The organism is uncultured Campylobacter sp., assembly GCF_937973075.1.
Taxonomy (GTDB): Bacteria; Campylobacterota; Campylobacteria; order Campylobacterales; family Campylobacteraceae; genus Campylobacter_B.
On sequence record NZ_CALBWL010000010.1, the window covers coordinates 1 to 25321 of the forward strand.

A 25321-nucleotide genomic window follows, 5' to 3' on the forward strand; every position below is an offset into this window, starting at 1 on the left:
CTGCGTAGAGCTCGAAAATTTCGTATGGGCTTTGCAAAATTCTAGGAAACTGCTATCATGAAAAACTATAATACATTTTATAAAATTGGTATTATGCCAAAAAATAGAATAGAAAAGATATTTGAGAATATTAACATAGGAACGTACTTTGGACCAAGAAAAGATCTTCCATAATCCCTTCTTTAGTGAGGAGCTAAATAAAATTTTAAATATTATGCTAAAGCATGAGTTTTCCGGTAAGGATAAACTTATTAAGCAGCTTAATAATTTAAGAATTAAAAAGATTGAGGAGGACGCAGGCTTTAAGGCCTTTGTCTTTGAAGTAGTGGATCAAAATTTACTAGATTATGAAGGCATACCATATCCGGCGATAGATATGTTAGTGTTTAACAATTTGCACTACACAACAGAATTTATACTTCACTGGGGTGAATGTGTAAAAGAGTTAGAGATTTTTAATATTGCAGGAGAGGACTATCTTGAATTAGAAAATTTTGAGAATATTGAATTCTTGGATTAGCAAATTTTTAAATATTACTAGAAATGATGGCAAAACTGTCAAACATAGATTTTTTAACCCAAAAATAAAGTGAAAGGAGAGATTATGTCATTTATAGATGAAGATTACGTAAATATCGTGCCGCAGGATCTATTGGAGCGCGGTATTCGCTTAAGAGAGGAACTCGGTTTTTATGAAATCGCTTGGAAATTCGACGATGTAATGGAGGTGCTTAAAATCACAAAAAGTAAAGATATGGTTATCCTCGGAGGAGATGTATATCGCTTAAGCGGTAATAAGCCCATAATCACAGGCGATGGCTGGTACACGAACAAGGGAGATGACGATGCATTCGAAGTAGCGATCCGATATATCACCAATTATCGCGCTAGAAATGGAGATGATTTTGCATATTGCCCAACTATTTGTCCTGGGCGAGTGCTCAAATGAAAATTTTAGCTTCCAATATTGAAAAGGAGAGATTATGTTTATAAATAAAGATGAAGATGCGAGGTTATTTATAGATGAAGATTACGTAAATATCGTGCCGCAAGATCTGCTAGAACGCGGTATACGCCTAAGAGAGGAGTACGGAATTTATGATATCGCTTGGAGATTCGACGATGTAATGGAGGTGCTTAAAATCGCAAAAAGCAAAGATATGGTTATCGTCGGAGGAGACGTATATCGCCTAAGCGGTAATGAGCCCATCATCACATACGATAGCTGGAGCATTAAAGATGGAGATGACGGTGACGATGCATTCGAACTAGCGGTTCGATACATCACTAATTATCGCGCCAGAAACGGAGATGACTTTGCATACTGCCCGGCTATCGGTCCATATACCATCCTACAGGAGCCAAATGAACAAACAGAAAAATGATCAATTTTTTATAAACAAGAGTTTACCGCCTAACGTAGAAAGATGGCTTAACATAATGCTTCGATATAAATTTAAAGGCAGAGATGAATTAATATCTCATCTCAGACTTATAAAGATCGATAGCGTGATAAAGGAAGTAGGTTATATGCTAATAAAATTCAAAGAGCCTAAAGGTACGGAAAAGCTATCGTTAGAAAATTTCCCGATAAACACTACAGTAATAGATATTATGGTGTTCACAAAAGGAGAATATGAAACCAACTTCTTACTCTACAATAACGATTATGTAAGTAGGCTAGAGATTTATAATGTTGCAAGCGAAGCATATCTTGAATTAGAAAATTTTGAGAATATTCAATTTTATAATTTTGATGAAAATAAATATGAATAAGTGCTTGAAATTAATAGTAGCCCTATTTTGTGTCAATATAATGGCTGCGAGCTTATTAAAAGCAAATAACCTCGTAAGCTACAAGGGCTCAAAGCTTTCAAGCATAAACGCCAACTACTCCAGATCCAAATCAAGCACTATGGTAAAGCAGACCGTGCTATCTAGTATAACCGCTAAAGAGCTAAACATAGAAGTAGGATCTAATACCGATCTGAAAGGATCGTTAATAGCTGCAGGCTACTATGATGAGAGCGGAAATTTCATAGATAACGGCAAGCTTAGATTAAAAACAGATACCCTAACTTTTTCAAATTTAAGCAACACCAGATACGACAAATCAAATTCTTTAAGCATAGGAACCAATTATGCTTTTAAAGATCCTCAACAGGGAGAGGGAAGCGGAAGTAAAGATGGAGGTAGCCAAGCTAGTGATAGTAAGAACGCTGAAGCTAAAGAGAACGATAGATTAAAACAAGACGACTTGAGTGCCGAGCATATTCAAAATACGATTAAGTCCATAAAAGAAAAAGTAGCCAAGGAAGATAGTAAAAATTTCAGCTCATCAAGCGTATCGCTAAGTAGGTCGCATTCGGTACGCCTAGATAAAACTTTAGCTACCGTAGGACGCGGTAATCTAATAATCAATAATGAAGCTGGCTCGGATGAACTAAGCAGACTAAATAGAGATACGGCTAAAATACAAAAAGATATCGTAAATAGTAATTTGTACTCATCCGCAAAGGCTGATATAGATCATAGATTTTTTAGCCAGGATGGACGAGATCAAATCAAAAAAGAGCTTCTACTCCTTACGGATGCGTTGTCAAACCATATGCCGAGCGAAAATTCAAACAACGCTTTTGAAAGAACCATTGCAAAAGGGCTAAATTTCTTAGGCACCTGCTCTTTGGGTTTAATCCCTAGCGAAGAAAACAACGGAGGTTTGTTGGCTAACATAGGGGCGATAGTAACGGGCGATCCTAAATTTAAGATACTAGGTAATCCAAAATCGAAGAGGGCTTTTGTTAATGGGATTTTGACAGATGAAGATAATGCAAAAGATCAGGCTCGCTATATGGTAGGCAAAGATTATAAGGTCTTATATAATCCAAGTAGGGGATTCTTGCCCGATCTTTTAGAAAGTCTGGCGGATATGCTACCGTTTACTACAGGAATTGCGAAACAGGTGGGGCATGAGATAAAAAATGACAATGTAGTCATAGGGCACTCTCAAGGAAGTGCAATTTTAAATTCTGGGTTAGAAAATTTCGATAAGCATCCTAAAAAGACTATTGTTACCGCGCATTTAAAACGATAGTATCCTGCATTTAAAATGAGAGTGAGACCGAAACCACTATCATTTTAAATGCAATTTACAATTGGTATTTCTATCGTGTCATAGTATCTTTTAAAACGCTCATTTCATTCCTTTATCTCGTTTTTAATCTGCACTGCGAATTCTTGCCCTTTTACGGTGGCAAGTAGTGCGCCTAAAGCCGTGCGAGAGTTTTTCACTCCGTGCTCGCTCAAGGATGAGCCTAGCAGTACGCAACCCTCGGTATTGCGTCCGTTATTGCCCGAATGGATCAATATGCAGCGAGTTTTTGGTACCAGCTCATTCCATAAAAGCGGCAGACGAACTCTAAATTTCGGGCTATCGTGCCAAGTTATTTGATACTGTCCTTGCGGTATGCGTCTATCCATGCCGCTTTGTGTGGTATCAGGACCCGCAGGCTCGCAGGTATATCCTTTTAGCACCTCTTTTTCGCCGTCACGCAATACGAAGCGCCCTAGCGTCATATCATCAATCTCTTTAAATCTAACGATTTCTAAGACCATTTTTACTCCTTTACCCTTCAAATTCTATCTCTACACTGTAATTTTCAACACTCAATTTGTGCGATACGGACTTTATGGTAAATTCGCTTTTTTCAAGCCCTAAAGCGTCTTTAAATTTCAGCTTTCCCCCGGCTACTATATTTGCGCCCAAAGTCTCACACCTGCCACTAATGCCGCCTCGTTGAAGCTCGTTTAATTTAGCCTCACCGCGCTTAAAAGCCTCATTATCGCTTTTTGGCTCAGGAATTTGCATTTTATAAACCTGCTCGCCTTTGCCTACTTTAATGCTTTTAGTTTTTCCGCTTGAGATATCTTGCCACTCTAAAATTACCGCAGTGTAACTATTTCGATTTGCTTCCGTAATTTCAAGGGAGCTTAGATCGGTTAGATTTATACTGAATTCGGGTAGGCTATTATTTTTTGATGTCCCGCTTGTTTGAGTCTCATCACCCTTTGCTTCTTTGGGAGTTACGATCACGGTATCGTTTTTAATAAATGCTTTATAGCCCAGTTTAAAACAAAGCGTGTAGAGGAATTCTATATCGCTGATCCCGTCTTGTAGCTCAGACATAACGGGCTGATCGGCTCCAGTAGTTTTTAAGTTTAGATTATTTTGTTCGGCTATTTTGCCTGCGATCGCAAAAACTGAAGTATTTTCCCAGCTACATCGCTTTTTATCCTTTTGGGGACTGGCAAAATTTACAGCGGTTGCGCGCACTTCAGTTGTTTTAGCTTTATAGTCCCTACTTACCGTTTGTACGCTGAAAGAGCCACAAAAATAAAGTCCGCTTTCTTGATTTGCGGATGAAAGATCATTCGCCCAACCAAGCCAAAGCTTTAATTTCTCGCCAAACGCGGGCTTGGCGTAGATCCCAAACACTTGAAAGCTGATCTCGTCGCTTTTGTATCCCTCTTTATCGTCGAAATTTAGGTTTAAAAGGTTTCTTTTGATGGCATCTGTGATATTTTTGCCATTTGCTTCAAGCTTGAAACTTGGTTTTCTCACCATAGCTTTGCCTGCTCTTTCGTCGCTTCCTCAATTTCTGGCAACAATACGATATCCCCGGCTTTTAATATTGGATCTAGTTTGGCGTTTAGCTCCAAAACCTGCTCAAAATACTTCAAATGGCCGTAATATTTATAAACGACTTGATCTAGCCGTTCGTCATCTTTCGCTCTATATATCATAATCTCTTTTCAGCTCCATTGTGAAATTTTGTGTTAAAAATGCTCCGTTTGGCGTAAAAATAGCCCTCTTTTCACTGATTTTGATAATTGCGAACCTACCGAAATATCTACCGTTACCGCCTACCAAAGGATAACTTTGTCGTGTCGCCGCTAATATGTAAAGTGCCTTTAACGCATTTTGCCCGTCGTTTCTAAACGGCAATGTCTGTGCAGATACGCTAATAGTCTGACTTTCCAGCGCAGCGGATAATAAAGTCGGGTGATTTTCGATTCTATCTATCGATTCAATGCTAAAATCAGTCTGCATGTCAATACCAAGCGTCTGCTTCCATTCAAATTTAAAGCCACCGATATTTAAGACCATTCTAACCCCTTACGTCCGTATTTTGGGAGTTAAGCTCGTCGCGCCTGAGAGCGTCTTGTACGCCGCGAGTAACTTGAGATTTAAAGCTTTGTAAATCAAATTTCCCGTCATTTGAATGCAGGTTGAAATTCCCGCTGAAATTTACATTCACTTCGCGGCCATCCGCCGTTTTTAAAACAGCGGAGCGAGTTTGCCCGGCATAGGTTTTATTGATGTCCGCAAGTTCGCCTCTTGCGTTCTGCCCAAATAGATTAATCGCGCTTTTTTGCGGAGTATCCGCATCCTCGCCGAAACCAAAAAATTCCTTGACGCTACGTGCCATATCTTTCATCCAATTCACTTTCTCGCCTATCCAATCAAAAAAGCCGCCAAAAGTATTTTTCCAAAAATCTATTACCCAATCAAACGCAGCCGAAATACTTTTAGCAATATCGCTGAAAAAATCTGTAAGTGGAGAAAAAAAGGCTTTAATCGTCTCTACCGCAGCGCTAAATCTCGTCTCTATCCCGTCCCACGATCCGCTAAATAAAGCCTTTGCGCCATCCCAAACGGAGCTAAAAAAGTTAGCCACCGTGCTCCAGACCTTTTCAAACCAGGCTGCAATACTTTCCCAATACGGCTGAATTTTTTGCCAAAAGCCCATAAAGAAGGCTTTTACCTCATCCCAGTGCTCTATAATATATGCGGCGGCTATGCCGATACCGACCGCTATGGCGCCAATACCGGTACTGATTAGCGCGATACGAAGTATTTTTGCCCCTAATCCCGCAGCAGTAAATCCCGCCTTTAACGCAGTTAGTGCTTTGCTTAAAATTCCCGTAGTAAATACATAGGCCTTACTTGCCGTATTCGCTATCCACGTAGCGGCGGCGGTGGCTTTAGTTTGTGCCGTAACGGCGATATACGCCAGGTTAAGCTTGAGAGTGGCTAACCACTTTAATCTAAAGACTTTAATTAAGAATGAAAAAGCCGTACCTAAAATACGAGCTTGATTGATTAAAATTCCAATACTCCAGCCCAAGATTCTAAACATCGGTGCAAGCGTAACGATTGCTAAAAACCCACCTACAATGCCAAAAATTACTTTTGAAAGTCTTGGAAATTCCTTTAAAAAATAACTTATGAATTTAGCTATTGCGCTAAAAAATGATGTAACGGTGTTTAGCACAGGTAAAAATGCATTTCCGATCTGAATACCGATAGCCGTCCATGCCCCCCTAAAACGTTTAAGTGCTGCGAGAGTGGTATTCGCTTTATTTTGAAATTCCGTGTCCGAGCTGTTTTTAAATTTTGCTGGATTCGCAACATCGTTCATGGCCTTTTCTAGGGTATCCAAACCGCCGACTAACGTAGCGATATCAGTATCGTAATTATCGCCAAAAAGCGTATTAAGTATAGCTCCGCGCTTACTATCCTCGATGTTTTTCACTGCGCGCAAAAAATCCATCATCATTTTTTTAGAATCCGTCTTCATCCCGGCTTGGATAAAATCCACATCAAACCCTAGCTCGGCAAGAGCCTTTTTCTCTTTCTCGCTCGAAGTTGAGATATTTCCTAATGTTTTCATCAGCTTATTGGCCGCGTTAGATGCAGTTTCGGGCGCTTTTCCGAGCGAAATAAATGCCGAGCCCAAAGCAACAGTTTGCTCTTTTGTAAGTCCGATTTGTTTTCCTTGGGCACCGATTCGTTTCATCACGTCGACAAGCTCGCCGGCCTTTGCCGGATTCGAATTTGAAAGCCCGTTTATGACATCCATCAGATCTTTTGTGCCGCTAAGATCCAAATTTAAAATATTTTTGATCTTTCCAATACTCTCTCCAGCGCTATCCGCAGACATATCAAAAGCGGTCGCAACTTTTGCTACCATCTGCGTAAAATCCAAAAGCTCATCTTTTGAAATACCCATTTGGCCGCCTGCAGCAGCAATTTGGGTAAGCTCTTTCGCGGTAAGCGGTATTATCTGAGTTAGCCTTAAAAGCTCATTTGAAAACGCCTCTTTTTCGGCTTCATCCTTGAAATCCACTACCTTTTTGATATCAGCGAACGCATCCTCGTAATCTATCGCAAGTTTTAACGGTAACCCGAAAGAGCCCATGGCCGCTAGTCTGCTTTGAAAATGTGAAAATTCGCCTAGAATTTTATCCTGGTTGATACCGATCTTCTCTTTAAAGGACTTGATTTTGGATATTTTTTGATTTAGCTCCGTTACGTCCCGCCCCGCTTTTTTTAGGCTTTCTGAAAGGGCGTTCAGCCTTTTCACATCGCCGCTAAGTACGGAAAAACCTTTTGTAATCAGCGATATTGAAATTCCGATTTGCGTGCTATCCATTTTCTTTTTTTACTCCTTGTTTTAGCAAAGTCAAGCCTGCGGGTGGAAATTATATTACTCGCGTCCACCTAATTTTAGGATTTTCAGTCGGTCTTGAATTTTTTACTTGTAAATGCTAAAATCATAATATGAAAACGAAAGCATCATATCAGACCGACATAATAACCGCTGCTTTGGGCGTCTCTGCCGTAATAGGCGGTATCTTATATGCCACAGCAGATGTAAATCCTTTTGCTGTAATTTTTGTTTTTGTCACAATCGCCTCTATTTACGACGCTTTAAAAACTAATTAAAGCTGCCCGCACTAGCCCTTAAAATTTCTTGCGAAATTTTCAAAAATCTGTGGTACTCATTAACATTCAGATCCATTATTTCGCTGAATGAAAAATGAAGCACATGCGCAACCAAAGCCACACCTTCAAAGGTGTGGGCTATGCTAAAAAAGCAGCCACCTCTTTGATGATTAGCGAACAGTCTTTTGCTTGTAGCTCGTCAAGCTCATCCAAACTAAGGCACGTAAGTGTTGATGAGAGTTTAAAAACGATGTCGGCATCGTTTCCGCCGCTACCGTTCATCGCGAAGCGTAGGTCTTTACCTTTTGGGTGACGGATTTTTATCTCCCTACCATCACTAAGTGCTATTACGGTATACTGGTTGCCGTTTTCTTCAACGACATTTGATTTTGCTTTTGCCATTTTTTCTCCTTTAAAATTATTCGCCCAAATTCGACCTGACGCTTGCCATGTAATCTATCCCGCTAATGCGACATATCATATTTTCGACATCAATTAGCACCATCGGCACACTATCGACATTAATGTCAACAAAATTTGCTGCTAGTTTGATCGTTATCTCCATTTCATTACCGCTTTCAAACTCCTTGACTTCATAACTCGTGATATCGCCCGTAAAAGCGGCGCTAAAAGGCACGGGGCCATCCTTTCCACTTTGGTGGATAGACGCCTTAAAAAGAAACGGGATGCGGCTTGTAAAGCTATTAAGGCCAATCGCGGCAAGCATATTCTTATCGAGTACGGAGATCGTAAACTCAACCTCCATCGGTTTGATTATACCTGCTGAATAATTTGCGCTTATCGCACCTTTCGCCTCTATCGTTTCAAACTCGATCATAGGGATTTTAAGTTTTTTAGTGACCCCTAAATAACCTTGTCCGTTAATAAAAACGTTTCCTTCCTGGATTGCCTGAGGCACTTGTCTTCTAAGCATTTTTATCTCCTTAATTTTTCTTATTGGTTTTGTTATGCGTTAAGCGCATCCATCAGCACCTTGCCGTATGTGTCTACGTAGATGAAATCTAGCGTTAGTTGCTTTACGATTGGATTATTTTGCATTCTGACGTCAAGGTAAAATTTGCCCGCCGTGATATTTGCTAAAGTATTCTTTGCGCTCCAGCTAAGCTCATACCCGAGCAATACTCTAGCTCCTACAAGCGCCCGCAATAGCTCATCTACGCTTCTTTTTGCGTGATAGAGTTGATCGGCTTTGCGATCTATCGCGAAAAACACCCCTTTTTGGCAAGCCTGCGAGATACGATCAAAAATCCTCACCCTAGCGAGATCCTGCCAAATGCTATCGACGTCGCTAGTCTCTCCGCCCCAAGCCCTGAAGCCTTGTTCGCGAATGACCGTGCTGATATGCGCTGCTCTAAGCTCATCTGCCGTGCAGGTTTCTCCCATCTCAAAGTCTACGTCTATTGCCGTGCCGCTGATGCCGCCCATCACTCGGTTAGAGTAGCTGTCAGAATAGCCGAATTCGCTAAGGCCGTCTACATAGGCGATCATTCCGGCGATACGAGCCGATTGAGGCGTCATTGTATAATCGTTTGTTTCATCGTCCCAGGTCTTGACATAAGGATAGGCAGCGAGCAGGCGAGAGGTGCCGAAGCTTCCCATCTTTGTGATAGCTTCGCTTGCGCTTGAAGCTTTGAGATCGACGATACCGGTGGCTTTGAGCCTTGTGGCCATAGCTTCGAGTGCTGCTTTGATTGCGTCCTCACCGCTATATTCGGGAGCAATGATTAAATTTGGGCGATAGCCCAGTGAGCTTTTTGCGTTCTTAAATGCTTCGATTGCAGCCTTACAAGCCGTGATATCGTCGCTATCGTCGTTATTATCCGTACGCGTAAAAACACTTAGGATGATTTGCGTTTGCACCGCCTGATCTGCTATAGCTTTTAGCGCGCGGTAGATTGAGCCTTTTTTAAATTGCTCGCTTGCTTTCTTTTTTGCCTCGTAAATTTCCTCGAGTGCGGTGATCGCCTTATCGGTCGTCATAAAAAAATGTAGGCCGTTTTCCAGCACCTCTTCATATCCCGCGATCCCGATGGGTGTAGTACTCTCCACGCTTATCGGTCGCGCCGCCCCTGCCGAAACGGTTATGTTTACTCCAAATTTTGCAGCCATCTTTTCTCCTTTGTTTAAAATTTCGATATCAAATATATGGCGATAAACGCCGCATCCTGCATAGCTCCATAAAACACTTCCTGCCTGCCCCACGCATCGCTCGCCTCAAAAGCTCGAAATCGTAACGTCCATTTTGTGCGGTATCCTAGCTCACAAGCAAGCGGAAAACCTACCGCAAGAGCTATGGCTAGAAGCGGTGCGGTATAGACGTCCGCAAAGAGCAGCGGCACGAATACCGGCAGCCACCAAAGTAGCCCGCGCAGAAACAAACAGACGCGGCAATAGCCTAGCCAATGCTCGCGCGGGTCTTTAATGAGTTTGCGGGTGATGCGCTCGATAAATTTAATCTCGCGCTCATCTTTGAAACCGCTATGGGTAACAAGCGCGCCGACCCATACACCCCAGCCTTTGGCTTCGCCCGCGAGGTATCCGATCCCGCAGATGATCGCAAGGTAGAAATTTCCCAAAAAGGCAAATATCAAAAGTGCCACTACCAAAGCGTTGATCTTTGCAAAGTATGCGTATCGCCCGCGCAGCCTATTGAGTATCCAAAACATCATCGCTCCTTCGGTCTTGTTTTTATGACATCAGCAAAAATGAAAGGGCGCGCAATTATGCCGACGATTAATGATAGTAATATAATGATTGCGTAACTCATAGTATCTCCTGTACTGTATCTGCAAATATGATTTTATCGATATCTGCGCTGTTTTTTGCTTTACTAATTTTAGCTTCGTAAAGTATTTTTAACGCACCAAGTCCTGTGAAAGCCCTTTGTATTGCTTTCTTGATTTTCTTTATGTCCTCTACACCTTTGACCTTAGCCATTTTACCGTCAACTAGAGGATAAGCTCTTATGGCTAAGTCATCAGCTGTATCTATTATTGCCTGTATCTGAACAAGTGCTTTGTATCCACCCTCGACTACTCCGAAGTCTTTTATATCGACTTTGAAGTTTTCAGTTATATCTTTATACCAAGCATTGAGAGCTATTGTTTTGCTCTCTTTTAGTTGCTCTATAGAAGGAGCTAACTTTTCTTTTAGCTCGTCCTCTGTAATCTCTTGTAGTCCCTTGCTGTAGCCTTGAGCTATTTGCTCGTCATCGTATGCATAGACCTCATTGTTTTTTAAGAAGTATCTCATTGTTTTGTCCTTTCTTTTGTTATCGTAGTTCGTGCCAATTATCCAAAAAGTCATTTCCTGGGGAAAATGACTGGTATTTATAAGTGCTTCCGTTAGGGACTATACCTGTTGCAGAGCTCTGCACGGCAGCCCCTCCACCGGTTATACATAATCCCACACCGTCTATGATTAGGTTCGAAGAGCCTCCTGTTAGGCAATGCGATGTGATAGAGACCATTATCGGTCTCCCCGTAGTATTTGTATATGTAACACCTGCCTGTCTTAAGTGCGTTACGGATTGCCAGGTTTGATTTATGCCTAGCACCCCCATTACACTCGCCGCATATGGGACGCCTACTGCCCTTACATAGTTATCATTTTCTGCCGAGCCCACTCTAAAGAGCAGCTCACGGTCGCTGCCAAATAGATTATTTTGATTCGGAGCTTGAAATCTAAAGTGCCCCGCAGTTATGTATCTTCCTGCAAAATCTCCGTTTGAATCTCGCAAGACTAGACTATTCGCCGAACTCTCGTTATTAGGTTTATAGACATCTTTTTGCATAAATTCCTTGGCTGCAACTCCGCCGAGTTTTTCGCTATCTGCGGCGGTTTCGGATTTGCCGAGCTTTTCTTTGATGAGCTTGCCCGTATCGGTAAACTTTTTGTCCACCTCTGTTTTTGAATAGCTATCGTTTACGTCGCGCTTTGTCGCAAGCGCGAGATCCGCGCCGGACTTATTATCCTCGATCTGCTTCTTGAGATAGCTCGTACGGTTCGCAAGCTGCTTTGCCTGCTTATTACTGATGCCGTCTACTCCGCCCACGACGAGATCGACCGTTTCGAGCTGATAGATCCCGTTTTCCCATTTGATCTCTTCTTTTAGATCAGCCATATATACTCCTTTTAATATGTTCCATAGCTAAATTCGGCGTTATAAGTCGCGTTGCCGTTATATAGCAGCTCGCCTCTGCTATCGACGCTTACGAGCACGCAACGCGCCGGGGCGGCATCTAAGGCGCGCTTTTTTATAGCGTTTGCTCGCTCTTTATTTAAAGGTAGGCTTGCTATTATGCTAAACTCCGCCCAGTGGTTGTTTGAGCCATACCTACGCGCGCCGTCGTATTTTAAGGAGCTATCATATTTTTGGCTCAAATTTCCCTCTATGATCGCAGCGCCGCTATCGACTGCTTGCACGGCCGTTCTGACCGAGTAGAGCGTCCCCTTTAAGCGCTTGATCTCAAAAGCCCTACATATGAGCTCGCGAGCTTTATATTCGCTCAGCCCCTCTATATCTACATCAAAGCTTGCCGCCAGATGGGGCAAGATGCTTGCGGGCGCGGTGTGAGCGAGGATATTGATCGTGCCGATATCCAGTCCGTCTAAACGCACGCCAAAAAGATCGTCAAGCTTCTTGTCAAATTTAGGCTTTCCGATCGGTAGGATACTCATAGATTAGCCTTTGCAAAGCTGAGCTCAAAACTCATCACGATATACTCGTGCTTATCCGCTTTTATATCGGCAGTGGGCGAGCTCAAGCCTACCCGATATACGCCGTTTTGATGAAGGGTGCTATAGATGCGGCTTAGGTTCAAATCCTCGCCTAAAGGCAGGCTTTTTTGCACCGCATCGATAGCGTTTTGGATCTCCGCCTGCAAAAAAAGATCCGTTAATTCCAGATGTGCTTTTATATTTACCGCCCTTTTGGTGGCATTTGCAACGATGACGGTATCGGTTAGCGGGCGCACTTTTTCGTCGTTTAGCGCAGTACGCACCGACTCAAGCACCGCTTCGCTTTCGTCGCTGCTTTTGACATACACTTTTACGATGCCGGGTCCGCCGTTAAGCGCTATGGCTTCTATCACCTTTGCGTTGGCTGTAAGGGCGTGATAGACGTATGCGCTCGCCGCCCCTGCGGTGCTAAATCGCTCTAGACTTAGCACGGCGCGCTCGCGTAGCCGCTCGTCGTCCTCTACTTCAGCGCCGCCGCCGAAGCTTCCTTCTTGTTTTGCTTGCAATACGAAAGGCAGCGGGGTTTGGATGAGCTCGCATTTGGCCGCACTCTCTTTTACGAATGCATCTAATATGCTGATGCCGGTTATACTCGTTTGCCCCGCCTTGATTTGCAAACTCTCTTTGAGTTTCGCAGTTTGTCCGTCCTGCGATGCGAGCACCAATCCCGCAGGGATCAGCACATCGTAACTAAGCGCGACAGAGAGGGTAAATTTTACGCTCGCTGCCGGTCTTTCGCCCCTTAACCGTTCTATACCGTACATCGCAACGATATTGTCAAGATCAGCCCCCTGCGCGAAAGGTAGCAGCATAGATTTTACGGCACTATTGATACGGGCGCGCAAAAGAAGCTCGCGATATGCGAGCGTCTCAAGCAAGGCTGAAAAGCGATCGCTTTCAAGAAGCGAAATTTCATCGTCATTTATATGCTTTTTAAAAAGCTCTTTAACGGCTTTTAAAATTTCATCGTAGCTCAACTGCTCGATGACATTCGGATAGGGCAAATTTTTAAGAAAGCTCATATCTCTACTCCGATCTCTTTGCCGTTAGTAAGCAAAATTTTAAAGCTTAGCTTGTGATCTTTGAGGCTTATCAATTTAACTTCGTCGATCTGCACCCGCTTTTCCCATCTTTGCACTGCCTCAATGACGAAATAGCTCAAATCGGCGCGAAACTCATCATTGACCCGTCTATCTATCAGCTCAAAAAGGCGGCTGCCATATTCGGGCAGCATTACCCGCGAGCCGATAGGGGTGCTGAGGATATCTTTTATGCTATCTTCTACGCTTATTAAGTATTTACCCATCTTAATCCCTCGCTACTCCGCCGTTGGTATGGCTAGAAAGTGAGCCTCTGCCATCGCTTATATCTCCGCTTGTTTTGAGGCTTCCCGTAATAGTTACGTTTCCGTTGATCTCAAAGCTTCCGCTTCCTCCGCCGCTTCCTGCGGTCGAGATTGAGCCTTGAATGACCGTATTTCCCAAAAGCTTGATATTTCCGCTTTGCACGGTCGTATCGTCCGCTTTTGCGCTCACCGATTTTGCGGTCAAGCTTGCGTTTTCGCAGGCGATATTGATCTGCTTTGGGCTTGAAATTTCAAGGCTGGAGCTTGCGGTGTTGTAGCTCATCGTTACGCCATCCTCAAAGCTTGCGTGGATCTTCGTATCGGTTGGGCTCGCTTTGTGAGCGGTCTGGTAGATACCGCGCAGGATTACGCCTGCATTGAGCTCGCCTCGTACCGGCAGCACAAGCACCTGCTCGCCCACGCGGATCGGCGCAAAGCTTACGGCAAAGGAATTGGCAAAAGGCTGGAATACGGGCAAAAAGTCGGTAACCATATCGCCGATCGCAACCCTTGCGCGATCCCCGCCTACTTCGCTGATGATGCCGATCTCATTTAGGTTATTGCTCATATTGTTCGTCCTCATCGTCGAATGTAGACTTTTTGCCAAATTTATCGTTTATAATCTTCTCAACCAGTTTTTTAATCCAATCCCCGCCCTGCCATGCAAAAAAACCGCCCACGGCTAGCCCAAATCGCGAACTGCCGGTAAAATAAAGCGTGATCTCCGCTCCTAAATAGCAAAAAAGTATCGCACCGATAAACCCACTTAAAAAGGCAAGTAGATATCCGCCTATTGTAGCTCGCGGTTTGCTTAGCGTCTTTACCGCACTTACAAGGCAGGCTACGGCGATAATGATAAACCAATATGTTCTATTTAGTAGGGTTTGTAGATCGTCCATCACTCTTCTTTCGTGCAGTCTTTGGCTATCTCTTCGCATTTTAAAAAATACCTCACAAGCTCTTTATGCGCTTCAAAGCTGCCGTTTGCCGCAGGCTTGAGCGGCATTTTAAGATTACAGCGCACAGGCACATAGATCTGCTTTATCTGCGGCTCCTTTGCGCTGCAGCCGAGTAAAAGTACGCTAAAAAGCGCTATCAAGAAGTTTTTTATACGCATCAAGTTCCGCCTCACAGCTTTTATCTCTAACATAAATTTTTGAAATATTTTGGATCTTATCCTCGTTACGGCGGCTTGCGTTCACCTCAAGGGACTTGATCGCGGCGTTTTGCAGGCTAAGGTTAAGCTCGCATTGCCCTAGCTGCGCTTTTAGCTTTGCATTTTCAGTGCTTAGCTGCGAAATATCGCTTTTTAGAAGCGCTATGCAAATTCCGCTTGCGACCAGCGTTGCCGCAAAGGCGATGCCTACAAATTTAAGATTTAGCAAGTAGCCCATTTAACACCTTCTTTGCTCTGTTTGGGGTTTGCTGCGCCCAGAGACTGCGAAGTCCGCTTGCAATAGCTTTTTCATATTCGCCCGCGCGGATATGATGAAGCGTCGTGACGAATTTTTGCACCTTCGCAATACCCATCTGATAGCACATCTCTATCACTACGTCCTGCACGTTTGCAGGCTTTTCGGCAAGCCAAGAAAAGACTTCAAATACCTTGGGTTTGAGTTTTTTCAGCTTCAGCGCCAAAATTTGATCGGCGACCGCGCGACTCATCAGCTCTACCTTCCCGCCGTTTAAGGCGAGCTCGTCTTTGCTCAGAGCTGAGAGCAAAAAGCCATAGCCGATAGTCGCAAAGCCGCGACTATCTTCATATATTCGCTCGCAAAAGCCTTCGTTTTCCTTGATGTTTGCGATTAGGCTCATTCTTCGCTCCTCGGTTTATCTAAAACTTTTGCGGCAATATTACGACGTTGCTCTCTCAAAATCTATTATCGTTTTTTATCAGAATTTGCTGATAGATTTTGAACGATGAAAAGCCCATAATTGCGCAAAAATTTTTAAGGACAACCATGCTTAAAGAGTTTGAAACTGAGCTGATCACCACCATAAAAGAGGTGTGCAAAAATACGCGCACTTATCTAGGCGAATTCGAAGACAAAAACGAAATGGAGCTTTTAATAAAGGGCGGCGAATGCTTTGCATTTATAGAATTTATGGGCGATAACTACGTGGATACGGTCAGGAAAAACGCTACTTATAATATTCATATATTAGCAGCTACAAGCTCAAAAACCTCACTTTACCGTCAAAATAACAAATTCGCAGCGCTTGATATGTGTGAAAGTATAGACGAAAAATTAAGATCGAGTGTTTTAAACAACGAATTTCAAATTTTATTAAAAGGCGTAAAAGTGCGACTTAACGCGATTACCGATTATGGATACGTTTATGTGCTTACGCGCGAGATCCAAACCGACTTTTTGAAAAAGGATGAATTCTTATGCTCATAACGAAAGACCTGATTATTCTAAAAGATGATAAAGAGGAAGTTTTAAGCGAAATTTGCTTGGCCGTGATCGGCATTTGGCAGGGGCACGCCGGTGGAACATTTAGTATAGACGCCGCGGATATCGAAAAGATGAAGCTTAATTTCGACAAGCGAAAACTCGATCTGGTTATTGACTACGAACATCAAACCCTAAGCGGTGAAATTGCTCCTGCTGCGGGTTGGATAAAAGAGCTTTTCATTAAAGATAATGCGCTTTACGGTCGCGTCAGCTGGACGGCAAAAGCAAAGGAATTTATCAAAAATGGTGAATATAAATATCTTAGTCCGGTCTATGATTTTATGGGAATAGACGAAAAAACTGGAGCGTGGCAGGGTTGTACATTGCACTCTGCGGCGCTAACAAACAAGCCATTTTTAGACGAACTTGGGGAAATAGTAGCAAATAAAAATTTTAATGTAAAGGAGAACGGTATGGATAAAAATCCAAAAATTGACATCGGCGCCGAAGCTCAAGACGCTACGAATTTGAGTGAGCAGATTATCGCGCTCAAAGAACAGCTTAACGCCTCAAAACAAGAGGTTGCAGCGCTCAGCGAGCAGCTTGCGGAGAGCGCAGTAGAGGGTGCCATCATTGCGAATAAGCTTCCCGAGGGACAAAAGCAGTGGGCGCTAAGCTATGCAAAGACCGATTTAAACGGCTTTAAAGAGTTTTTAAAGGGCGTTACGCCGCCTCAAAAAACAGACTTGCCGAAGAACGATCTGTTTGCCAATAAAAACCAACCCCAAAACGACATCGACGTCGTTAAATTTGCATTAGGAGAATGAAAATGCCAAACGAAAGAAAGAAACCAAATACCATCGGAGACATAGTCGTAAACAAAATACTCGGCGTCAACGCGAAAGTGGAGACCACCAAAGCTTTGGAGTGCGGAGCCGTACTATTTAGCATTAATGGCGGCGAGAGCTTCGCTGCGGTAACGAGCGACAATCAAACCGCTACTATCGCAAATGCTGCTGCGGTATTCGGCGTACTCTGCGACGGCGTAGAGGCTACCGGGGATGCCGACGTGCTGGTACTCGGCGAGGTTAAGCTTGCGGATGTAGCCGCAGAGCTCAAAACTGCGCTCTTTAAGCAAAAAATCGTAGTGAGATAAGGAGAGAAGACAATGGACGAACTTTTAAAATACTTCACAGTTGATGCGATGACCGAGATCGTCAATCAGGTCAAAGCGGATCAGAGTTTTGTTATGGACACGTTTTTCAAAACGTGGACCCCGACGCTTTCAAATTCGCACAATATCATCATCGAAAAGGGTGCGGGCGTAATTCTTGAGAGCGTCAGCGAAAACGGCGAGCACCTGGTCACGAAAAACCCGGATCAAACGATATTATCCGTGCCGCTTCCTCGCTTCCCGCAATACGACGTTCTTCCCGCAAGCGAGATGAATCTATTGAAAACGCTCAATACCCAAAAAGAGCAGCTTAAATCTCTTTCGGCGGCTATCGGTAAAAAGCTTGCGAAGCAAAAAAGCAACGTTACCAATACGCTTGAGTATATGGCGGCAGGAGCCATATTCGGCAAGGTAATGGACGGCAAAGGTAACGTGCTTCTTTCTTTGACCGCAAACCGCAAAAAGATCACGATCGGAAGCACTACGAAGCTAATGACGCTGCTCAACGACATAGAGGCCGCTCAAGTCGACGTATTGGGGGCCGCGAAGCCGTATATAGCATTGGTAACCAGAGAGCTTTATGCGGAACTGCTTGCCCTTGTAGAAAAAGAGGAGCTTCTAAAGTCAAATTCGGCAAAAATTACCGATAAAAACAACGTATTGACACTTGAGCTTTTCGGCAAAACCTTTATGCCTTACGATGCGACCTATGACAATACCAAGGGTAAGCCTACGCGTTATATGAGCGGCAAAAAAGGAGTAGTCGTACCGCTTGACGACAATATGTTCGAAGTGATTTATACGAGGGCTAATCATACCGCGGCTATCGGCAAGGCTCCGACCAAATTCTTTGCGGCGGCTCCGGAGGCGCTCGACAAAGGTGCAGGCTGGGGCATCGTGAGCGAGAGCAGGCCGATTCCAGTTTGTAATAGGCTTGATGCGATCGTTGAGCTTGAATTTGCATAAAAATCAATTTAAAAGGGCTCTAAGCCCTTTTAAATTAAAAACGACCGAACACACGTAAAAAATGTTTTAAACGTTTTAACATGCTTTTAATGCGCGTTAAAAGGCTTAAAAGATTTAAGGATAAAGCCCAATGATAACAAACGATGATCTACTTGAAGAAGTTTCGCACAAAGAGCTGCTGGAGCTTAGCGATTTTGAGGGAAGCGGCAGCATAAATCAAAGCATCATAGACGATAGCCTAAATGATGCGCTTGCATTCATAGCATCATTTATAAGGATCCCCGCTAACCCCACCAAGCTCTTAAAAGATATATGCGTAGATCTAACGATAATCGAGCTAAAAAAGCGCAATAACTTTCCGAAGGACACTCTAGCAGAGCAGATCGAAAAGATCGAAGGGCTGCTTTTGAAAATGGCTGCGGGTAAAATTCCGACCGATGAGAAGAAAGATGATAAGCCGCGGCTTGCTTCAAGGGCATTCAGACACTACGAAAAACGAATGGATCTAAAGGACCTAAATGGCTGAGAAACCAAATATCAAGGATTTGGCGCGAGAGCTTTATCTAAAGGGCTTTAGCGTCGAGCGAATAGCTGAAATTTTAAATAAAAACGTAAAGACGATCAAGAATTATAAAGCCGGCAGTAATTGGGATGAGCTCAAAACCGCGAGCTATCTGAACCGCGGCGGCGAGGAAAAGCAAAATATCTATCAAAATTTCATCGAAGAGATGCGGCTTGCGATAAAAGATATTAGGCAAAGTGAAATGCCGGCCGGCAAAAAAGCCGATGCGCTTTCGAAGATAGGTGATAGCTTCGTGAAAATGACGAAAGTAGCAAGCTACGAAGATCCAAAGGCCTATCGTCTCAGCATCGCCAAAAAAGTCATTATGCTGGTAGTTGAAAAATTTAAAGACGATGAAAACAAAGAGTGCATAAAAAAGCTTATCGAGCTCATCGAGAGCGAGAAGTTTATCAAAGCTATCGAAGAGCTTGAGGTGTAGAGGATCACGCAATGCTTTTTTCAAAGGATGAGCTGGATAGCTTTTTGCAGGATAGCCGCGAAAGTCACAAGCAAGCCGGAGCCGTAGAGCCCGAGCTTAGCAAGCTGACGCGCAAGGACTTTTACGACTGGCTGGAAGAGCTTAGCGGTGAGCTAAAAGAGCAGATTCATCTAAACAGTCCGCTATCTCCCAAAGATAGAGCCGCTAGGCTAAAGCGTGCCGAGCACGATTTTATGTTTTTTGTCAAGACCTATTTTCCGCATTATTTCAGCATCGATAGCTCCTGTGCGCTTCACGAGGATCTAGCGCAAATTTTTGAAGCTATGACGCAAAAGAGGGGCGGTGATAAATACGTCCGCGCCGCGCCGCGCGGGCATGCAAAAACTACATATTGTTCGCAGCTCTTTCCGCTTTGGTGCATTTGCTTTGCCAAAAAGCGCTTTATAGTGGAAATTTCGGACGCCGTGGAGTTGGTGGAGGGGTGTTTGGAGGCCATAAAGGCGGAGCTTGAAGACAACGCAAATTTAAAAATGGACTTCCCGCATGTCTGCGGCGCAAGCAAGAATTGGAAGATAGGCGAGTTCGTTTCAAAAAACGGCGTAAAGCTCAAAGCATTCGGCTCTGGAAAGAGGCTGCGCGGCGTGAAATTCGGCGTGTACCGCCCCGATCTAGTCGTCCTTGACGATTTGGAGAACGATACCAATGTGCGCAGTAAAGAGCAGCGCGATAAGCTCGAAGAGTGGCTCGATGAAGCGGTGCTAAATTTAGGCAGCGTAGACGGAAGCTTAGATGTACTTTACATCGGTACCATACTGCATGCCGACAGCGTGCTGGCGCGAAAGCTGAAACTGAAATTTTGGAACGCCAAAAAATATCAGTCCGTGATAAATTTCCCAAGGCGAATGGATCTGTGGGAGCAATGGAGCGAGCTTTATCGCAATATCTCAAAGGACGCCGGCGACGAGTTTTATATGCGGCATAAAAAGCAGATGGACGAGGGCTCGCAGGTGCTTTGGCCTGATGCGCTGCCGATCCTAAAGCTCATGCAAAAGCGCGCCGAGAACCTAAAATCATTCAACAAAGAGCAGCAAAACGATCCGCGAAACGAAGCTCAAATCTTTACAAAAGAGGCTATGCATTTTTACCGCGAGCTTCCGAGATGCGATTATTTCGTGATGTATATCGACCCGGCGGGCGAGAAGAAAAAGAGCGACTATACGGCTATTACGGTGTTAGGCGTCAGCAAAAGCGAAGCTAAAATTTACGTGGCTGAAAGCATTGTAGAGGTCATGAAGAGCAAGAAAACGATCAAAGAGATCCTCCGCCTCAACGGTATATATCGCCCGAGAATGTGCGCGATCGAAAGCAACGGCGGGCAGGAGTTTTTTAGGCAGTGGATCAGAGAGAAGGCCTTTGAAGTGGGTGCAAAACTGCCGCTTAAAGGAGTGAATAATACGACCGCTAAGGGGCAGAGGATAGAGGAGCTTGAGGTGCCGATCGATGACGGCGAAATAGTATTTCATCAAAGCCAAAGCTTGCTCCTAGAACAGCTTTGCGAATACCCGGAAGGCAAGCACGACGACGCGCCCGACTCTTTGGCGGGAGCATATGAACTTACGAAGTTTAAAAGGAAGATAAAAAGGCGTAGTAGATGAGCAAGAAAAAATCAAATTTCAAACGATTAAAATTAAACAAAAGCGAAACCAAACCTCAGACGATGCCTATAAAGCGTAAAACAGCCGTAATATCTCAAAATAATAGCACGCTCATAGACCTCATAATCAACACCGGCGTTTCCAGCATAAGCGATAGCGATATGGATATGATCCTAACCGATCTTACGGTCACGCAGTGCGACGTCAGCCGTAAATCCGTCACGGAGAAAAAAGAGATCCAAATCATTTGCGATGATGAGGAGATTGCCAAAAATTTCAAAGCCGTTTTCAACCCGGATATCGTTAGCCAAATTTTAGAGACCTATCTTTACGGGCTCAACGTCTTTGAGATCAACTATAAAGAAAAGGACGGATTAATTTACCCGCGTCTCGTGCAGAGGGATTTTAGGCAGTTTAAATTTAACGACGCCGGCGAGTTCGTATTTGTAGCCGGCGGAAGCGAGCAAGAGATCCCGCCGTTTAAAGTCGTTTATGCGCTAAATCGCGCAAATTTTAGAAAAGCTTACGGCGACGGGCTCATTAAAAAGCTCTACTTTCCCGTCAAGATGAAAAATGCGAGCTTAAAATTTTGGTTTCGGTTTTTGGAGCGCTTCGGCTCGCCGTGGGCGGTTGCGAAAACCAGCTTCGATCCGGACGAGCTGGCAAATGAGGTGCAGGCTATGCTTAGCGGCGATAGCGCGGTCATCGATACCGAAGAGGAGCTTACGCTGATTCAGCCAAGCTCAAACGTAGATTTTACGAAGCTGCCGACATACCTCGATAATCAAATCAGCAAGGCGATTCTAGGCGCAAATTTGACGAGCGACATCAAAGAGGGTAGCTACGCCGCAGCAAAAACGCACAACGAAATCAGAGAGGATTTAGCCGCAAACGACGGCAAAATTTTAGAATTCGTAATGAACAGGGCGATCGCCTTTTTTAAGGAGATAAATGCCTATAAAGGCGAGATCGAAGCGAAAATTTATGACGAGGACGCCCCGAATGCGGAGCGCGCAAGCAGGGATAAGACGCTATTTGATATGGGCTTTGTGCCGACCGCGAAATACATCACGAAGATCTACAATATAGAGCTGGACGAAAAGGCTATTAAAGAACGTTTAAGCAGTGATTTAAAGGCGAATAAACGGGTTTTAAAGAACGCAAATAAGCCGATAGATCGCTTCGAAAAGGCTAGCAGCGAACTAAAAATCGACGACGGCGAGATAGGGGCTGCATTAAACGAATTGATCGCACAAAGCGAAACCTACGAGCAGGCGTTTGATAAGCTTTATGAGCTTTACGATCTGCCGTTTGATGAGCTTGAAAAATATATGTTTCGAGCTATCGCAAACGCAGAGATGATCGGATATACGGATGAATAGCGGCTTTAGCTTTCAAAAAGAGCCCACAGCGGTATATGAGTATCTGAAAAGCAAAAATGCTGAGATCCATTTTGATTATGACGAGATCATGCACGATGCGCATAAAAAAACATTTACGATCGCAAAGATGACCGATTTAGATCTTCTAAAAGATATGCAAAATTCGCTCGCTCAAGCTTTTAAAAATGGAACCCCATTTGAGGAGTGGAAGCAAAGCGTAAAGCCTATGCTAGCCAAAAAGGGCTGGCTCGGTAAAATAAAGGTCAAAGACCCCAAAAGCGGTCAGGAAAAAGAAATTTATGTGGGCAACCGCAGACTAAAAACTATCTACGATACGAATATGAGAACCGCATATGCGAAAGCCCGCTATGAAAGCCAAATGAAAAGCGCAGGGGAGTATTTTCGCTACACGGCGGTACTTGATAGCAAAACAAGGCCTGCGCACCGAAGACTGCACGGCACCACACTTCCAAAGAATGATAAATTTTGGGATACGAACTACCCGCCAAACGGCTGGAATTGTCGCTGCAAAGTACAAGTCCTTACGGAAGCCGAAGTGCGAGCGCGCGGCATTACACCACTTGCGGACGGCTCGTTTTTGCCGAGTGTAGCGCAGGACGATTTCGCTTACAACCCCGGCAAGATGGAGCGATTAGATGAAATTTTTTCAGAAAAGAAAAAAGAGGCGCTAGGCGCCATTACTGCGGAGACTGCGCGACAAAAGTTAAAAGAGCGTTTAGCGGGCTTTGGACACGAAAGAGATCTGCATGTATGGAGAAGCGGGCTTGAGGATGCGATAGATGAGATCATCGTAAAAGACAATCCAAAAACGCCGATCAATATGGTGCAGGTGGGCTTTTTGAATGCTTTTTTAGCAAAGAAAGCAAGCGAAATTTTAGGCGCAGATGTGCAAAGCGGCGGCATAATCATCACAAAAAAGCATCTGTCCCACGCAGCCCCGAAGCGTAAAGAGGGCTACGATCACGCCCTTAGGATAGAGGAGATGCGCGAGATAGTTTCGGTGCTGGATAACGAAAACAACGCTTATACGGATCTACGCAAAAAGCACAAAAATATTCTGTTTATTTTTGAGGACAAAAAAGACGGCTCAAAGATAAATTTAATCCCCATCGAAATAAGCAAAATAATTAAGAAATTTAAGCAAAGCAACTACGTAATAACGCTTGATAAAAACGATAAGAAAACGATTGAGGATCTGATTGAAAAGGGCGAAATCAAAAAGATAAAGTAGCTCGGCGGGAGTCGAACCCGCGATAACCGCTACGCTAGAGCATAACGTCCGTCTACGCATACTGACGCCATCGAGGCTACTTTTATGGGTATTATAATAAATTTTAAAGGTAAAGTCAAATGATAGAGGTAAAAGCACTAAATAGGATAGAAATAAAACTCAAGTCCCTTCAACAACTGAGCCGAGATACTGAACCGTTAATGTACACGCTCGGAAATATCCTTAAAAATGAGATAGAATATAGCTTTGAGCTGCAAAGTGATCCGTTTGGAAACAGATGGGCAGCGCTCAAGCCTGCTACCGTAACCGAAAAAGTGAAAAAGGGTAAATCGGATCGGATTTTAAGAAGAGATGGGAATTTGGCCGATAAATGGCTACCCCAGGTCTCAAAGAATGAAGTTGTTGTATCCAATAATAGCACCAAAAAGGGCTTTGCCTACGGCCTAGTGCATCAATTCGGCAGCGATAGGGCAGGACGCGGTAAAAGCGCACTTATCCCTGCCCGTCCGTTTCTACCCGTAGATAAGAGTGGAAATTTGCCGAAAAGAACAAGGCAGTCTTTAAAAGAAGCAGTTATTAAATTTATATTGCTGCCCGGCTAGGTTGGCATTTTTTTCTAAACTCCCACGGCGGAGTTTGCTCTTTACCGCGCCAAAGTCCAAATTTATGCTCTCTTGCATATTCTTCATCATCAGTATAATCTCTTGAATATTTTGTAAACGCCCAGGCATAGCCGTTTCTGACCATAAATTTATCAATATCTTCACCGTCTAGAAATACCTTTGCGACCCGTCTTTTGTATCTATCGCTACCGAAATCTTTAATTGTGACTATTTTTGCGGCTATTTTTTCATTTAAAATTTTTTTAGCAGCTTTTGAGTAGGGCTGTAGTTTTTCCGGAGCATCGATGCCGTATAATCGTATTGTAATAAGTCTGTTTTCGTCAGTTAATATCTTAATGGTATCGCCGTCTATGATCTTTACGACCTTTGCATCATAATCCGCAAAAACGGACGCACAAAGCAATGCTAGAGTAAAAAGTATTTTAAGCATCTTTTAAAATTTTTTTCTTTTGCTCGACAAATTCCTCGTCGGTCAAAAGCCCTTTTTCTTTTAAGGTGGCAAGTTTTTCTAGCTTTTGTATCCAATCTTCGGACTTAGCCGTACCTCTTTCTTCCGGAGCAGCCTTTTGTATGCGGTAGCCGCCTTTTTGCTTTTGAGTATATGCCCTAATAAATTCAGCCATATCTTTGGCGCTTGATTTGGGAATTATCGAATCTATTTTGGCTTTATTATTTGCCGCGTATATAATGATTTCGCCGCTTAATAGACCCGTTTTATATTCGATTGAGCTGATTTGATCGTATAAGAAATTTTCAACCTTTAAACTAATAAGCCCTTTATCAATAAAGATAAGTCTTTTATTAGTTGCGACCAAAACCCCGATTCCGTGATTATACACTCCAGAAGTAGCACTTTGAATGACTTCATCCTGCCAGATTATATCCGGGAGGCATTTAATTTCTTTTTTCGTCCACACGTCTTTTACATTTGAAAAGTCCGAGATTTGGCTTTTAATTTCCTCTAAAGTAGGCAT

General features: G+C 43.6%; 37 protein-coding genes. 15 read left to right on the forward strand and 22 right to left on the reverse strand.

Annotated elements, in window-relative coordinates; all coding sequences use genetic code 11:
• Window positions 1-148: 148 nt before the first annotated feature.
• The 5 genes from Q0274_RS00910 (at window position 149) to Q0274_RS00930 (ending at window position 3094) form a co-directional block, all read left to right on the forward strand.
• A complete protein-coding gene (locus Q0274_RS00910; RefSeq protein ID WP_298026768.1) occupies window positions 149-520 on the forward strand; it encodes a hypothetical protein in 372 nt (123 codons plus the stop codon).
• 84 nt (window positions 521-604) lie between these two features.
• A complete protein-coding gene (gene imm40, locus Q0274_RS00915) occupies window positions 605-949 on the forward strand; it encodes an Imm40 family immunity protein (RefSeq protein ID WP_298026769.1) in 345 nt (114 codons plus the stop codon).
• Between the two features lie 34 nt (window positions 950-983).
• Window positions 984-1385, forward strand: coding sequence for an Imm40 family immunity protein (imm40, locus tag Q0274_RS00920; RefSeq protein WP_297989410.1), 402 nt, complete (start codon window positions 984-986; stop codon window positions 1383-1385).
• Window positions 1366-1776 (forward strand): hypothetical protein, encoded by a 411-nt coding sequence (locus tag Q0274_RS00925; RefSeq protein WP_298026772.1) that lies wholly within the window; start codon window positions 1366-1368, stop codon window positions 1774-1776. Before imm40 (Q0274_RS00920) ends, Q0274_RS00925 begins: the two co-directional genes overlap by 20 nt.
• 4 nt (window positions 1777-1780) lie before the next feature.
• Window positions 1781-3094, forward strand: coding sequence for a hypothetical protein (locus Q0274_RS00930; RefSeq protein ID WP_298026774.1), 1314 nt, complete (start codon window positions 1781-1783; stop codon window positions 3092-3094).
• Between the two features lie 104 nt (window positions 3095-3198).
• On the opposite strand, the gene Q0274_RS00935 is transcribed toward Q0274_RS00930, so the two are convergent.
• From Q0274_RS00935 to Q0274_RS01030, 20 genes are all read right to left on the reverse strand, one after another.
• Window positions 3199-3615 carry a DUF5675 family protein gene (locus Q0274_RS00935; protein ID WP_298026777.1) on the reverse strand — a complete coding sequence of 139 codons (417 nt, stop codon included), beginning with the start codon at window positions 3613-3615 and terminating at the stop codon, window positions 3199-3201.
• A gap of 10 nt (window positions 3616-3625) precedes the next feature.
• A complete protein-coding gene (locus Q0274_RS00940) occupies window positions 3626-4624 on the reverse strand; it encodes a phage tail protein (RefSeq protein ID WP_298026779.1) in 999 nt (332 codons plus the stop codon).
• The gene (locus tag Q0274_RS00945) at window positions 4618-4803 is read right to left on the reverse strand and encodes a tail protein X (protein ID WP_298026781.1); all 186 of its coding nucleotides are present in this window, start codon (window positions 4801-4803) and stop codon (window positions 4618-4620) included. Before Q0274_RS00945 ends, Q0274_RS00940 begins: the two co-directional genes overlap by 7 nt.
• Window positions 4793-5167, reverse strand: a complete 375-nt coding sequence (locus Q0274_RS00950) for a phage tail protein (protein ID WP_040304114.1) — start codon at window positions 5165-5167, stop codon at window positions 4793-4795. The genes Q0274_RS00945 and Q0274_RS00950 overlap by 11 nt, the downstream gene beginning before the upstream one ends.
• A gap of 1 nt (window position 5168) precedes the next feature.
• Window positions 5169-7496: a phage tail tape measure protein gene (locus tag Q0274_RS00955; protein WP_298026785.1), complete on the reverse strand. Its 2328-nt coding sequence runs from the start codon at window positions 7494-7496 to the stop codon at window positions 5169-5171.
• Between the two features lie 285 nt (window positions 7497-7781).
• Window positions 7782-7904 carry a hypothetical protein gene (locus Q0274_RS00960; RefSeq protein ID WP_298026932.1) on the reverse strand — a complete coding sequence of 41 codons (123 nt, stop codon included), beginning with the start codon at window positions 7902-7904 and terminating at the stop codon, window positions 7782-7784.
• Between the two features lie 23 nt (window positions 7905-7927).
• A complete protein-coding gene (locus Q0274_RS00965; RefSeq protein ID WP_005872452.1) occupies window positions 7928-8191 on the reverse strand; it encodes a phage tail assembly protein in 264 nt (87 codons plus the stop codon).
• Between the two features lie 16 nt (window positions 8192-8207).
• The gene (locus Q0274_RS00970; protein WP_005872454.1) at window positions 8208-8723 is read right to left on the reverse strand and encodes a phage major tail tube protein; all 516 of its coding nucleotides are present in this window, start codon (window positions 8721-8723) and stop codon (window positions 8208-8210) included.
• Window positions 8724-8755: 32 nt separating this feature from the next.
• The gene (locus tag Q0274_RS00975) at window positions 8756-9919 is read right to left on the reverse strand and encodes a phage tail sheath subtilisin-like domain-containing protein (RefSeq protein ID WP_298026789.1); all 1164 of its coding nucleotides are present in this window, start codon (window positions 9917-9919) and stop codon (window positions 8756-8758) included.
• Between the two features lie 14 nt (window positions 9920-9933).
• Window positions 9934-10476, reverse strand: coding sequence for a hypothetical protein (locus tag Q0274_RS00980; RefSeq protein ID WP_298026792.1), 543 nt, complete (start codon window positions 10474-10476; stop codon window positions 9934-9936).
• 97 nt (window positions 10477-10573) lie between these two features.
• Window positions 10574-11062 carry a hypothetical protein gene (locus Q0274_RS00985; protein WP_298026795.1) on the reverse strand — a complete coding sequence of 163 codons (489 nt, stop codon included), beginning with the start codon at window positions 11060-11062 and terminating at the stop codon, window positions 10574-10576.
• A 19-nt stretch (window positions 11063-11081) separates the two neighbouring features.
• Window positions 11082-11933 carry a hypothetical protein gene (locus tag Q0274_RS00990; protein ID WP_298026797.1) on the reverse strand — a complete coding sequence of 284 codons (852 nt, stop codon included), beginning with the start codon at window positions 11931-11933 and terminating at the stop codon, window positions 11082-11084.
• A gap of 11 nt (window positions 11934-11944) precedes the next feature.
• The gene (locus Q0274_RS00995; RefSeq protein ID WP_298026800.1) at window positions 11945-12490 is read right to left on the reverse strand and encodes a phage tail protein I; all 546 of its coding nucleotides are present in this window, start codon (window positions 12488-12490) and stop codon (window positions 11945-11947) included.
• Window positions 12487-13572, reverse strand: a complete 1086-nt coding sequence (locus Q0274_RS01000; RefSeq protein ID WP_298026802.1) for a baseplate J/gp47 family protein — start codon at window positions 13570-13572, stop codon at window positions 12487-12489. The genes Q0274_RS00995 and Q0274_RS01000 overlap by 4 nt, the downstream gene beginning before the upstream one ends.
• Window positions 13569-13856, reverse strand: coding sequence for a GPW/gp25 family protein (locus Q0274_RS01005; protein ID WP_298026804.1), 288 nt, complete (start codon window positions 13854-13856; stop codon window positions 13569-13571). The genes Q0274_RS01000 and Q0274_RS01005 overlap by 4 nt, the downstream gene beginning before the upstream one ends.
• A 1-nt stretch (window position 13857) precedes the next feature.
• Complete coding sequence (locus Q0274_RS01010) at window positions 13858-14463, reverse strand: phage baseplate assembly protein V (RefSeq protein ID WP_298026807.1); 606 nt, start codon at window positions 14461-14463, stop codon at window positions 13858-13860.
• The gene (locus Q0274_RS01015; protein ID WP_298026810.1) at window positions 14453-14794 is read right to left on the reverse strand and encodes a hypothetical protein; all 342 of its coding nucleotides are present in this window, start codon (window positions 14792-14794) and stop codon (window positions 14453-14455) included. Before Q0274_RS01015 ends, Q0274_RS01010 begins: the two co-directional genes overlap by 11 nt.
• Window positions 14794-15012 carry a hypothetical protein gene (locus Q0274_RS01020; RefSeq protein WP_298026813.1) on the reverse strand — a complete coding sequence of 73 codons (219 nt, stop codon included), beginning with the start codon at window positions 15010-15012 and terminating at the stop codon, window positions 14794-14796. The genes Q0274_RS01015 and Q0274_RS01020 overlap by 1 nt, the downstream gene beginning before the upstream one ends.
• Complete coding sequence (locus tag Q0274_RS01025; RefSeq protein WP_298026815.1) at window positions 14978-15289, reverse strand: hypothetical protein; 312 nt, start codon at window positions 15287-15289, stop codon at window positions 14978-14980. Before Q0274_RS01025 ends, Q0274_RS01020 begins: the two co-directional genes overlap by 35 nt.
• Window positions 15267-15710, reverse strand: coding sequence for a lysozyme (locus Q0274_RS01030; protein ID WP_298026818.1), 444 nt, complete (start codon window positions 15708-15710; stop codon window positions 15267-15269). Before Q0274_RS01030 ends, Q0274_RS01025 begins: the two co-directional genes overlap by 23 nt.
• A gap of 146 nt (window positions 15711-15856) precedes the next feature.
• Between Q0274_RS01030 and Q0274_RS01035 the strand changes: the two genes are divergently transcribed.
• The 10 genes from Q0274_RS01035 (at window position 15857) to Q0274_RS01080 (ending at window position 24326) form a co-directional block, all read left to right on the forward strand.
• Window positions 15857-16297, forward strand: a complete 441-nt coding sequence (locus Q0274_RS01035) for a hypothetical protein (protein WP_298026821.1) — start codon at window positions 15857-15859, stop codon at window positions 16295-16297.
• Window positions 16288-17121: a phage protease gene (locus tag Q0274_RS01040; RefSeq protein ID WP_298026822.1), complete on the forward strand. Its 834-nt coding sequence runs from the start codon at window positions 16288-16290 to the stop codon at window positions 17119-17121. Before Q0274_RS01035 ends, Q0274_RS01040 begins: the two co-directional genes overlap by 10 nt.
• Window positions 17122-17123: 2 nt before the next feature.
• Window positions 17124-17450, forward strand: a complete 327-nt coding sequence (locus Q0274_RS01045) for a hypothetical protein (RefSeq protein ID WP_298026826.1) — start codon at window positions 17124-17126, stop codon at window positions 17448-17450.
• A gap of 12 nt (window positions 17451-17462) precedes the next feature.
• On the forward strand, window positions 17463-18434 hold the full coding sequence (locus Q0274_RS01050; protein ID WP_298026828.1) for a major capsid protein: 972 nt from the start codon (window positions 17463-17465) through the stop codon (window positions 18432-18434).
• A gap of 130 nt (window positions 18435-18564) precedes the next feature.
• Complete coding sequence (locus Q0274_RS01055; RefSeq protein WP_298026831.1) at window positions 18565-18960, forward strand: phage protein Gp36 family protein; 396 nt, start codon at window positions 18565-18567, stop codon at window positions 18958-18960.
• On the forward strand, window positions 18953-19435 hold the full coding sequence (locus Q0274_RS01060; RefSeq protein ID WP_298026834.1) for a DUF1804 family protein: 483 nt from the start codon (window positions 18953-18955) through the stop codon (window positions 19433-19435). Before Q0274_RS01055 ends, Q0274_RS01060 begins: the two co-directional genes overlap by 8 nt.
• Before the next feature lie 11 nt (window positions 19436-19446).
• Window positions 19447-21090: a phage terminase large subunit gene (terL, locus tag Q0274_RS01065; protein ID WP_298026837.1), complete on the forward strand. Its 1644-nt coding sequence runs from the start codon at window positions 19447-19449 to the stop codon at window positions 21088-21090.
• Entirely contained in the window at window positions 21087-22472 is a 1386-nt protein-coding gene (locus Q0274_RS01070) for a DUF935 family protein (protein ID WP_298026839.1), read from the forward strand. The genes terL and Q0274_RS01070 overlap by 4 nt, the downstream gene beginning before the upstream one ends.
• Window positions 22465-23724 (forward strand): phage minor head protein, encoded by a 1260-nt coding sequence (locus tag Q0274_RS01075; protein WP_298026841.1) that lies wholly within the window; start codon window positions 22465-22467, stop codon window positions 23722-23724. The genes Q0274_RS01070 and Q0274_RS01075 overlap by 8 nt, the downstream gene beginning before the upstream one ends.
• A gap of 119 nt (window positions 23725-23843) precedes the next feature.
• Window positions 23844-24326: a phage virion morphogenesis protein gene (locus Q0274_RS01080; RefSeq protein ID WP_298026844.1), complete on the forward strand. Its 483-nt coding sequence runs from the start codon at window positions 23844-23846 to the stop codon at window positions 24324-24326.
• On the opposite strand, the gene Q0274_RS01085 is transcribed toward Q0274_RS01080, so the two are convergent.
• Together Q0274_RS01085 and Q0274_RS01090 are read right to left on the reverse strand one after the other, a co-directional pair.
• Window positions 24307-24777, reverse strand: a complete 471-nt coding sequence (locus Q0274_RS01085) for a thermonuclease family protein (RefSeq protein ID WP_298026847.1) — start codon at window positions 24775-24777, stop codon at window positions 24307-24309. The two genes, Q0274_RS01080 and Q0274_RS01085, sit on opposite strands and share 20 nt — an antisense overlap.
• Complete coding sequence (locus tag Q0274_RS01090) at window positions 24770-25321, reverse strand: PH domain-containing protein (protein ID WP_298026850.1); 552 nt, start codon at window positions 25319-25321, stop codon at window positions 24770-24772. The genes Q0274_RS01085 and Q0274_RS01090 overlap by 8 nt, the downstream gene beginning before the upstream one ends.

Bases quoted from the DNA above. Each gene is read 5' to 3' on its own strand.
- Q0274_RS00995 (WP_298026800.1), bottom strand. From the start codon at position 12,490: ATGAGTATCCTACCGATCGGAAAGCCTAAATTTGACAAGAAGCTTGAC.
- Q0274_RS00955 (WP_298026785.1), bottom strand. From the start codon at position 7,496: ATGGATAGCACGCAAATCGGAATTTCAATATCGCTGATTACAAAAGGT.
- Q0274_RS01075 (WP_298026841.1), top strand. From the start codon at position 22,465: ATGAATAGCGGCTTTAGCTTTCAAAAAGAGCCCACAGCGGTATATGAG.
- Q0274_RS01080 (WP_298026844.1), top strand. From the start codon at position 23,844: ATGATAGAGGTAAAAGCACTAAATAGGATAGAAATAAAACTCAAGTCC.
- Q0274_RS01000 (WP_298026802.1), bottom strand. From the start codon at position 13,572: ATGAGCTTTCTTAAAAATTTGCCCTATCCGAATGTCATCGAGCAGTTG.
- Q0274_RS01005 (WP_298026804.1), bottom strand. From the start codon at position 13,856: ATGGGTAAATACTTAATAAGCGTAGAAGATAGCATAAAAGATATCCTC.
- Q0274_RS01050 (WP_298026828.1), top strand. From the start codon at position 17,463: ATGGACGAACTTTTAAAATACTTCACAGTTGATGCGATGACCGAGATC.
- Q0274_RS01010 (WP_298026807.1), bottom strand. From the start codon at position 14,463: ATGAGCAATAACCTAAATGAGATCGGCATCATCAGCGAAGTAGGCGGG.
- Q0274_RS01055 (WP_298026831.1), top strand. From the start codon at position 18,565: ATGATAACAAACGATGATCTACTTGAAGAAGTTTCGCACAAAGAGCTG.
- Q0274_RS01035 (WP_298026821.1), top strand. From the start codon at position 15,857: ATGCTTAAAGAGTTTGAAACTGAGCTGATCACCACCATAAAAGAGGTG.
- Q0274_RS01040 (WP_298026822.1), top strand. From the start codon at position 16,288: ATGCTCATAACGAAAGACCTGATTATTCTAAAAGATGATAAAGAGGAA.
- Q0274_RS00925 (WP_298026772.1), top strand. From the start codon at position 1,366: ATGAACAAACAGAAAAATGATCAATTTTTTATAAACAAGAGTTTACCG.
- Q0274_RS00990 (WP_298026797.1), bottom strand. From the start codon at position 11,933: ATGGCTGATCTAAAAGAAGAGATCAAATGGGAAAACGGGATCTATCAG.
- Q0274_RS01020 (WP_298026813.1), bottom strand. From the start codon at position 15,012: ATGCGTATAAAAAACTTCTTGATAGCGCTTTTTAGCGTACTTTTACTC.
- Q0274_RS01025 (WP_298026815.1), bottom strand. From the start codon at position 15,289: ATGGGCTACTTGCTAAATCTTAAATTTGTAGGCATCGCCTTTGCGGCA.
- Q0274_RS01060 (WP_298026834.1), top strand. From the start codon at position 18,953: ATGGCTGAGAAACCAAATATCAAGGATTTGGCGCGAGAGCTTTATCTA.
- Q0274_RS01030 (WP_298026818.1), bottom strand. From the start codon at position 15,710: ATGAGCCTAATCGCAAACATCAAGGAAAACGAAGGCTTTTGCGAGCGA.
- imm40 (WP_298026769.1), top strand. From the start codon at position 605: ATGTCATTTATAGATGAAGATTACGTAAATATCGTGCCGCAGGATCTA.
- terL (WP_298026837.1), top strand. From the start codon at position 19,447: ATGCTTTTTTCAAAGGATGAGCTGGATAGCTTTTTGCAGGATAGCCGC.
- Q0274_RS00935 (WP_298026777.1), bottom strand. From the start codon at position 3,615: ATGGTCTTAGAAATCGTTAGATTTAAAGAGATTGATGATATGACGCTA.
- Q0274_RS01090 (WP_298026850.1), bottom strand. From the start codon at position 25,321: ATGCCTACTTTAGAGGAAATTAAAAGCCAAATCTCGGACTTTTCAAAT.
- Q0274_RS00965 (WP_005872452.1), bottom strand. From the start codon at position 8,191: ATGGCAAAAGCAAAATCAAATGTCGTTGAAGAAAACGGCAACCAGTAT.
- Q0274_RS01045 (WP_298026826.1), top strand. From the start codon at position 17,124: ATGCCAAACGAAAGAAAGAAACCAAATACCATCGGAGACATAGTCGTA.
- Q0274_RS00970 (WP_005872454.1), bottom strand. From the start codon at position 8,723: ATGCTTAGAAGACAAGTGCCTCAGGCAATCCAGGAAGGAAACGTTTTT.
- Q0274_RS01070 (WP_298026839.1), top strand. From the start codon at position 21,087: ATGAGCAAGAAAAAATCAAATTTCAAACGATTAAAATTAAACAAAAGC.
- Q0274_RS00945 (WP_298026781.1), bottom strand. From the start codon at position 4,803: ATGATATATAGAGCGAAAGATGACGAACGGCTAGATCAAGTCGTTTAT.
- Q0274_RS01015 (WP_298026810.1), bottom strand. From the start codon at position 14,794: ATGGACGATCTACAAACCCTACTAAATAGAACATATTGGTTTATCATT.
- Q0274_RS01085 (WP_298026847.1), bottom strand. From the start codon at position 24,777: ATGCTTAAAATACTTTTTACTCTAGCATTGCTTTGTGCGTCCGTTTTT.
- Q0274_RS00985 (WP_298026795.1), bottom strand. From the start codon at position 11,062: ATGAGATACTTCTTAAAAAACAATGAGGTCTATGCATACGATGACGAG.
- Q0274_RS00950 (WP_040304114.1), bottom strand. From the start codon at position 5,167: ATGGTCTTAAATATCGGTGGCTTTAAATTTGAATGGAAGCAGACGCTT.
- Q0274_RS00980 (WP_298026792.1), bottom strand. From the start codon at position 10,476: ATGTTTTGGATACTCAATAGGCTGCGCGGGCGATACGCATACTTTGCA.
- Q0274_RS00940 (WP_298026779.1), bottom strand. From the start codon at position 4,624: ATGGTGAGAAAACCAAGTTTCAAGCTTGAAGCAAATGGCAAAAATATC.
- imm40 (WP_297989410.1), top strand. From the start codon at position 984: ATGTTTATAAATAAAGATGAAGATGCGAGGTTATTTATAGATGAAGAT.
- Q0274_RS00975 (WP_298026789.1), bottom strand. From the start codon at position 9,919: ATGGCTGCAAAATTTGGAGTAAACATAACCGTTTCGGCAGGGGCGGCG.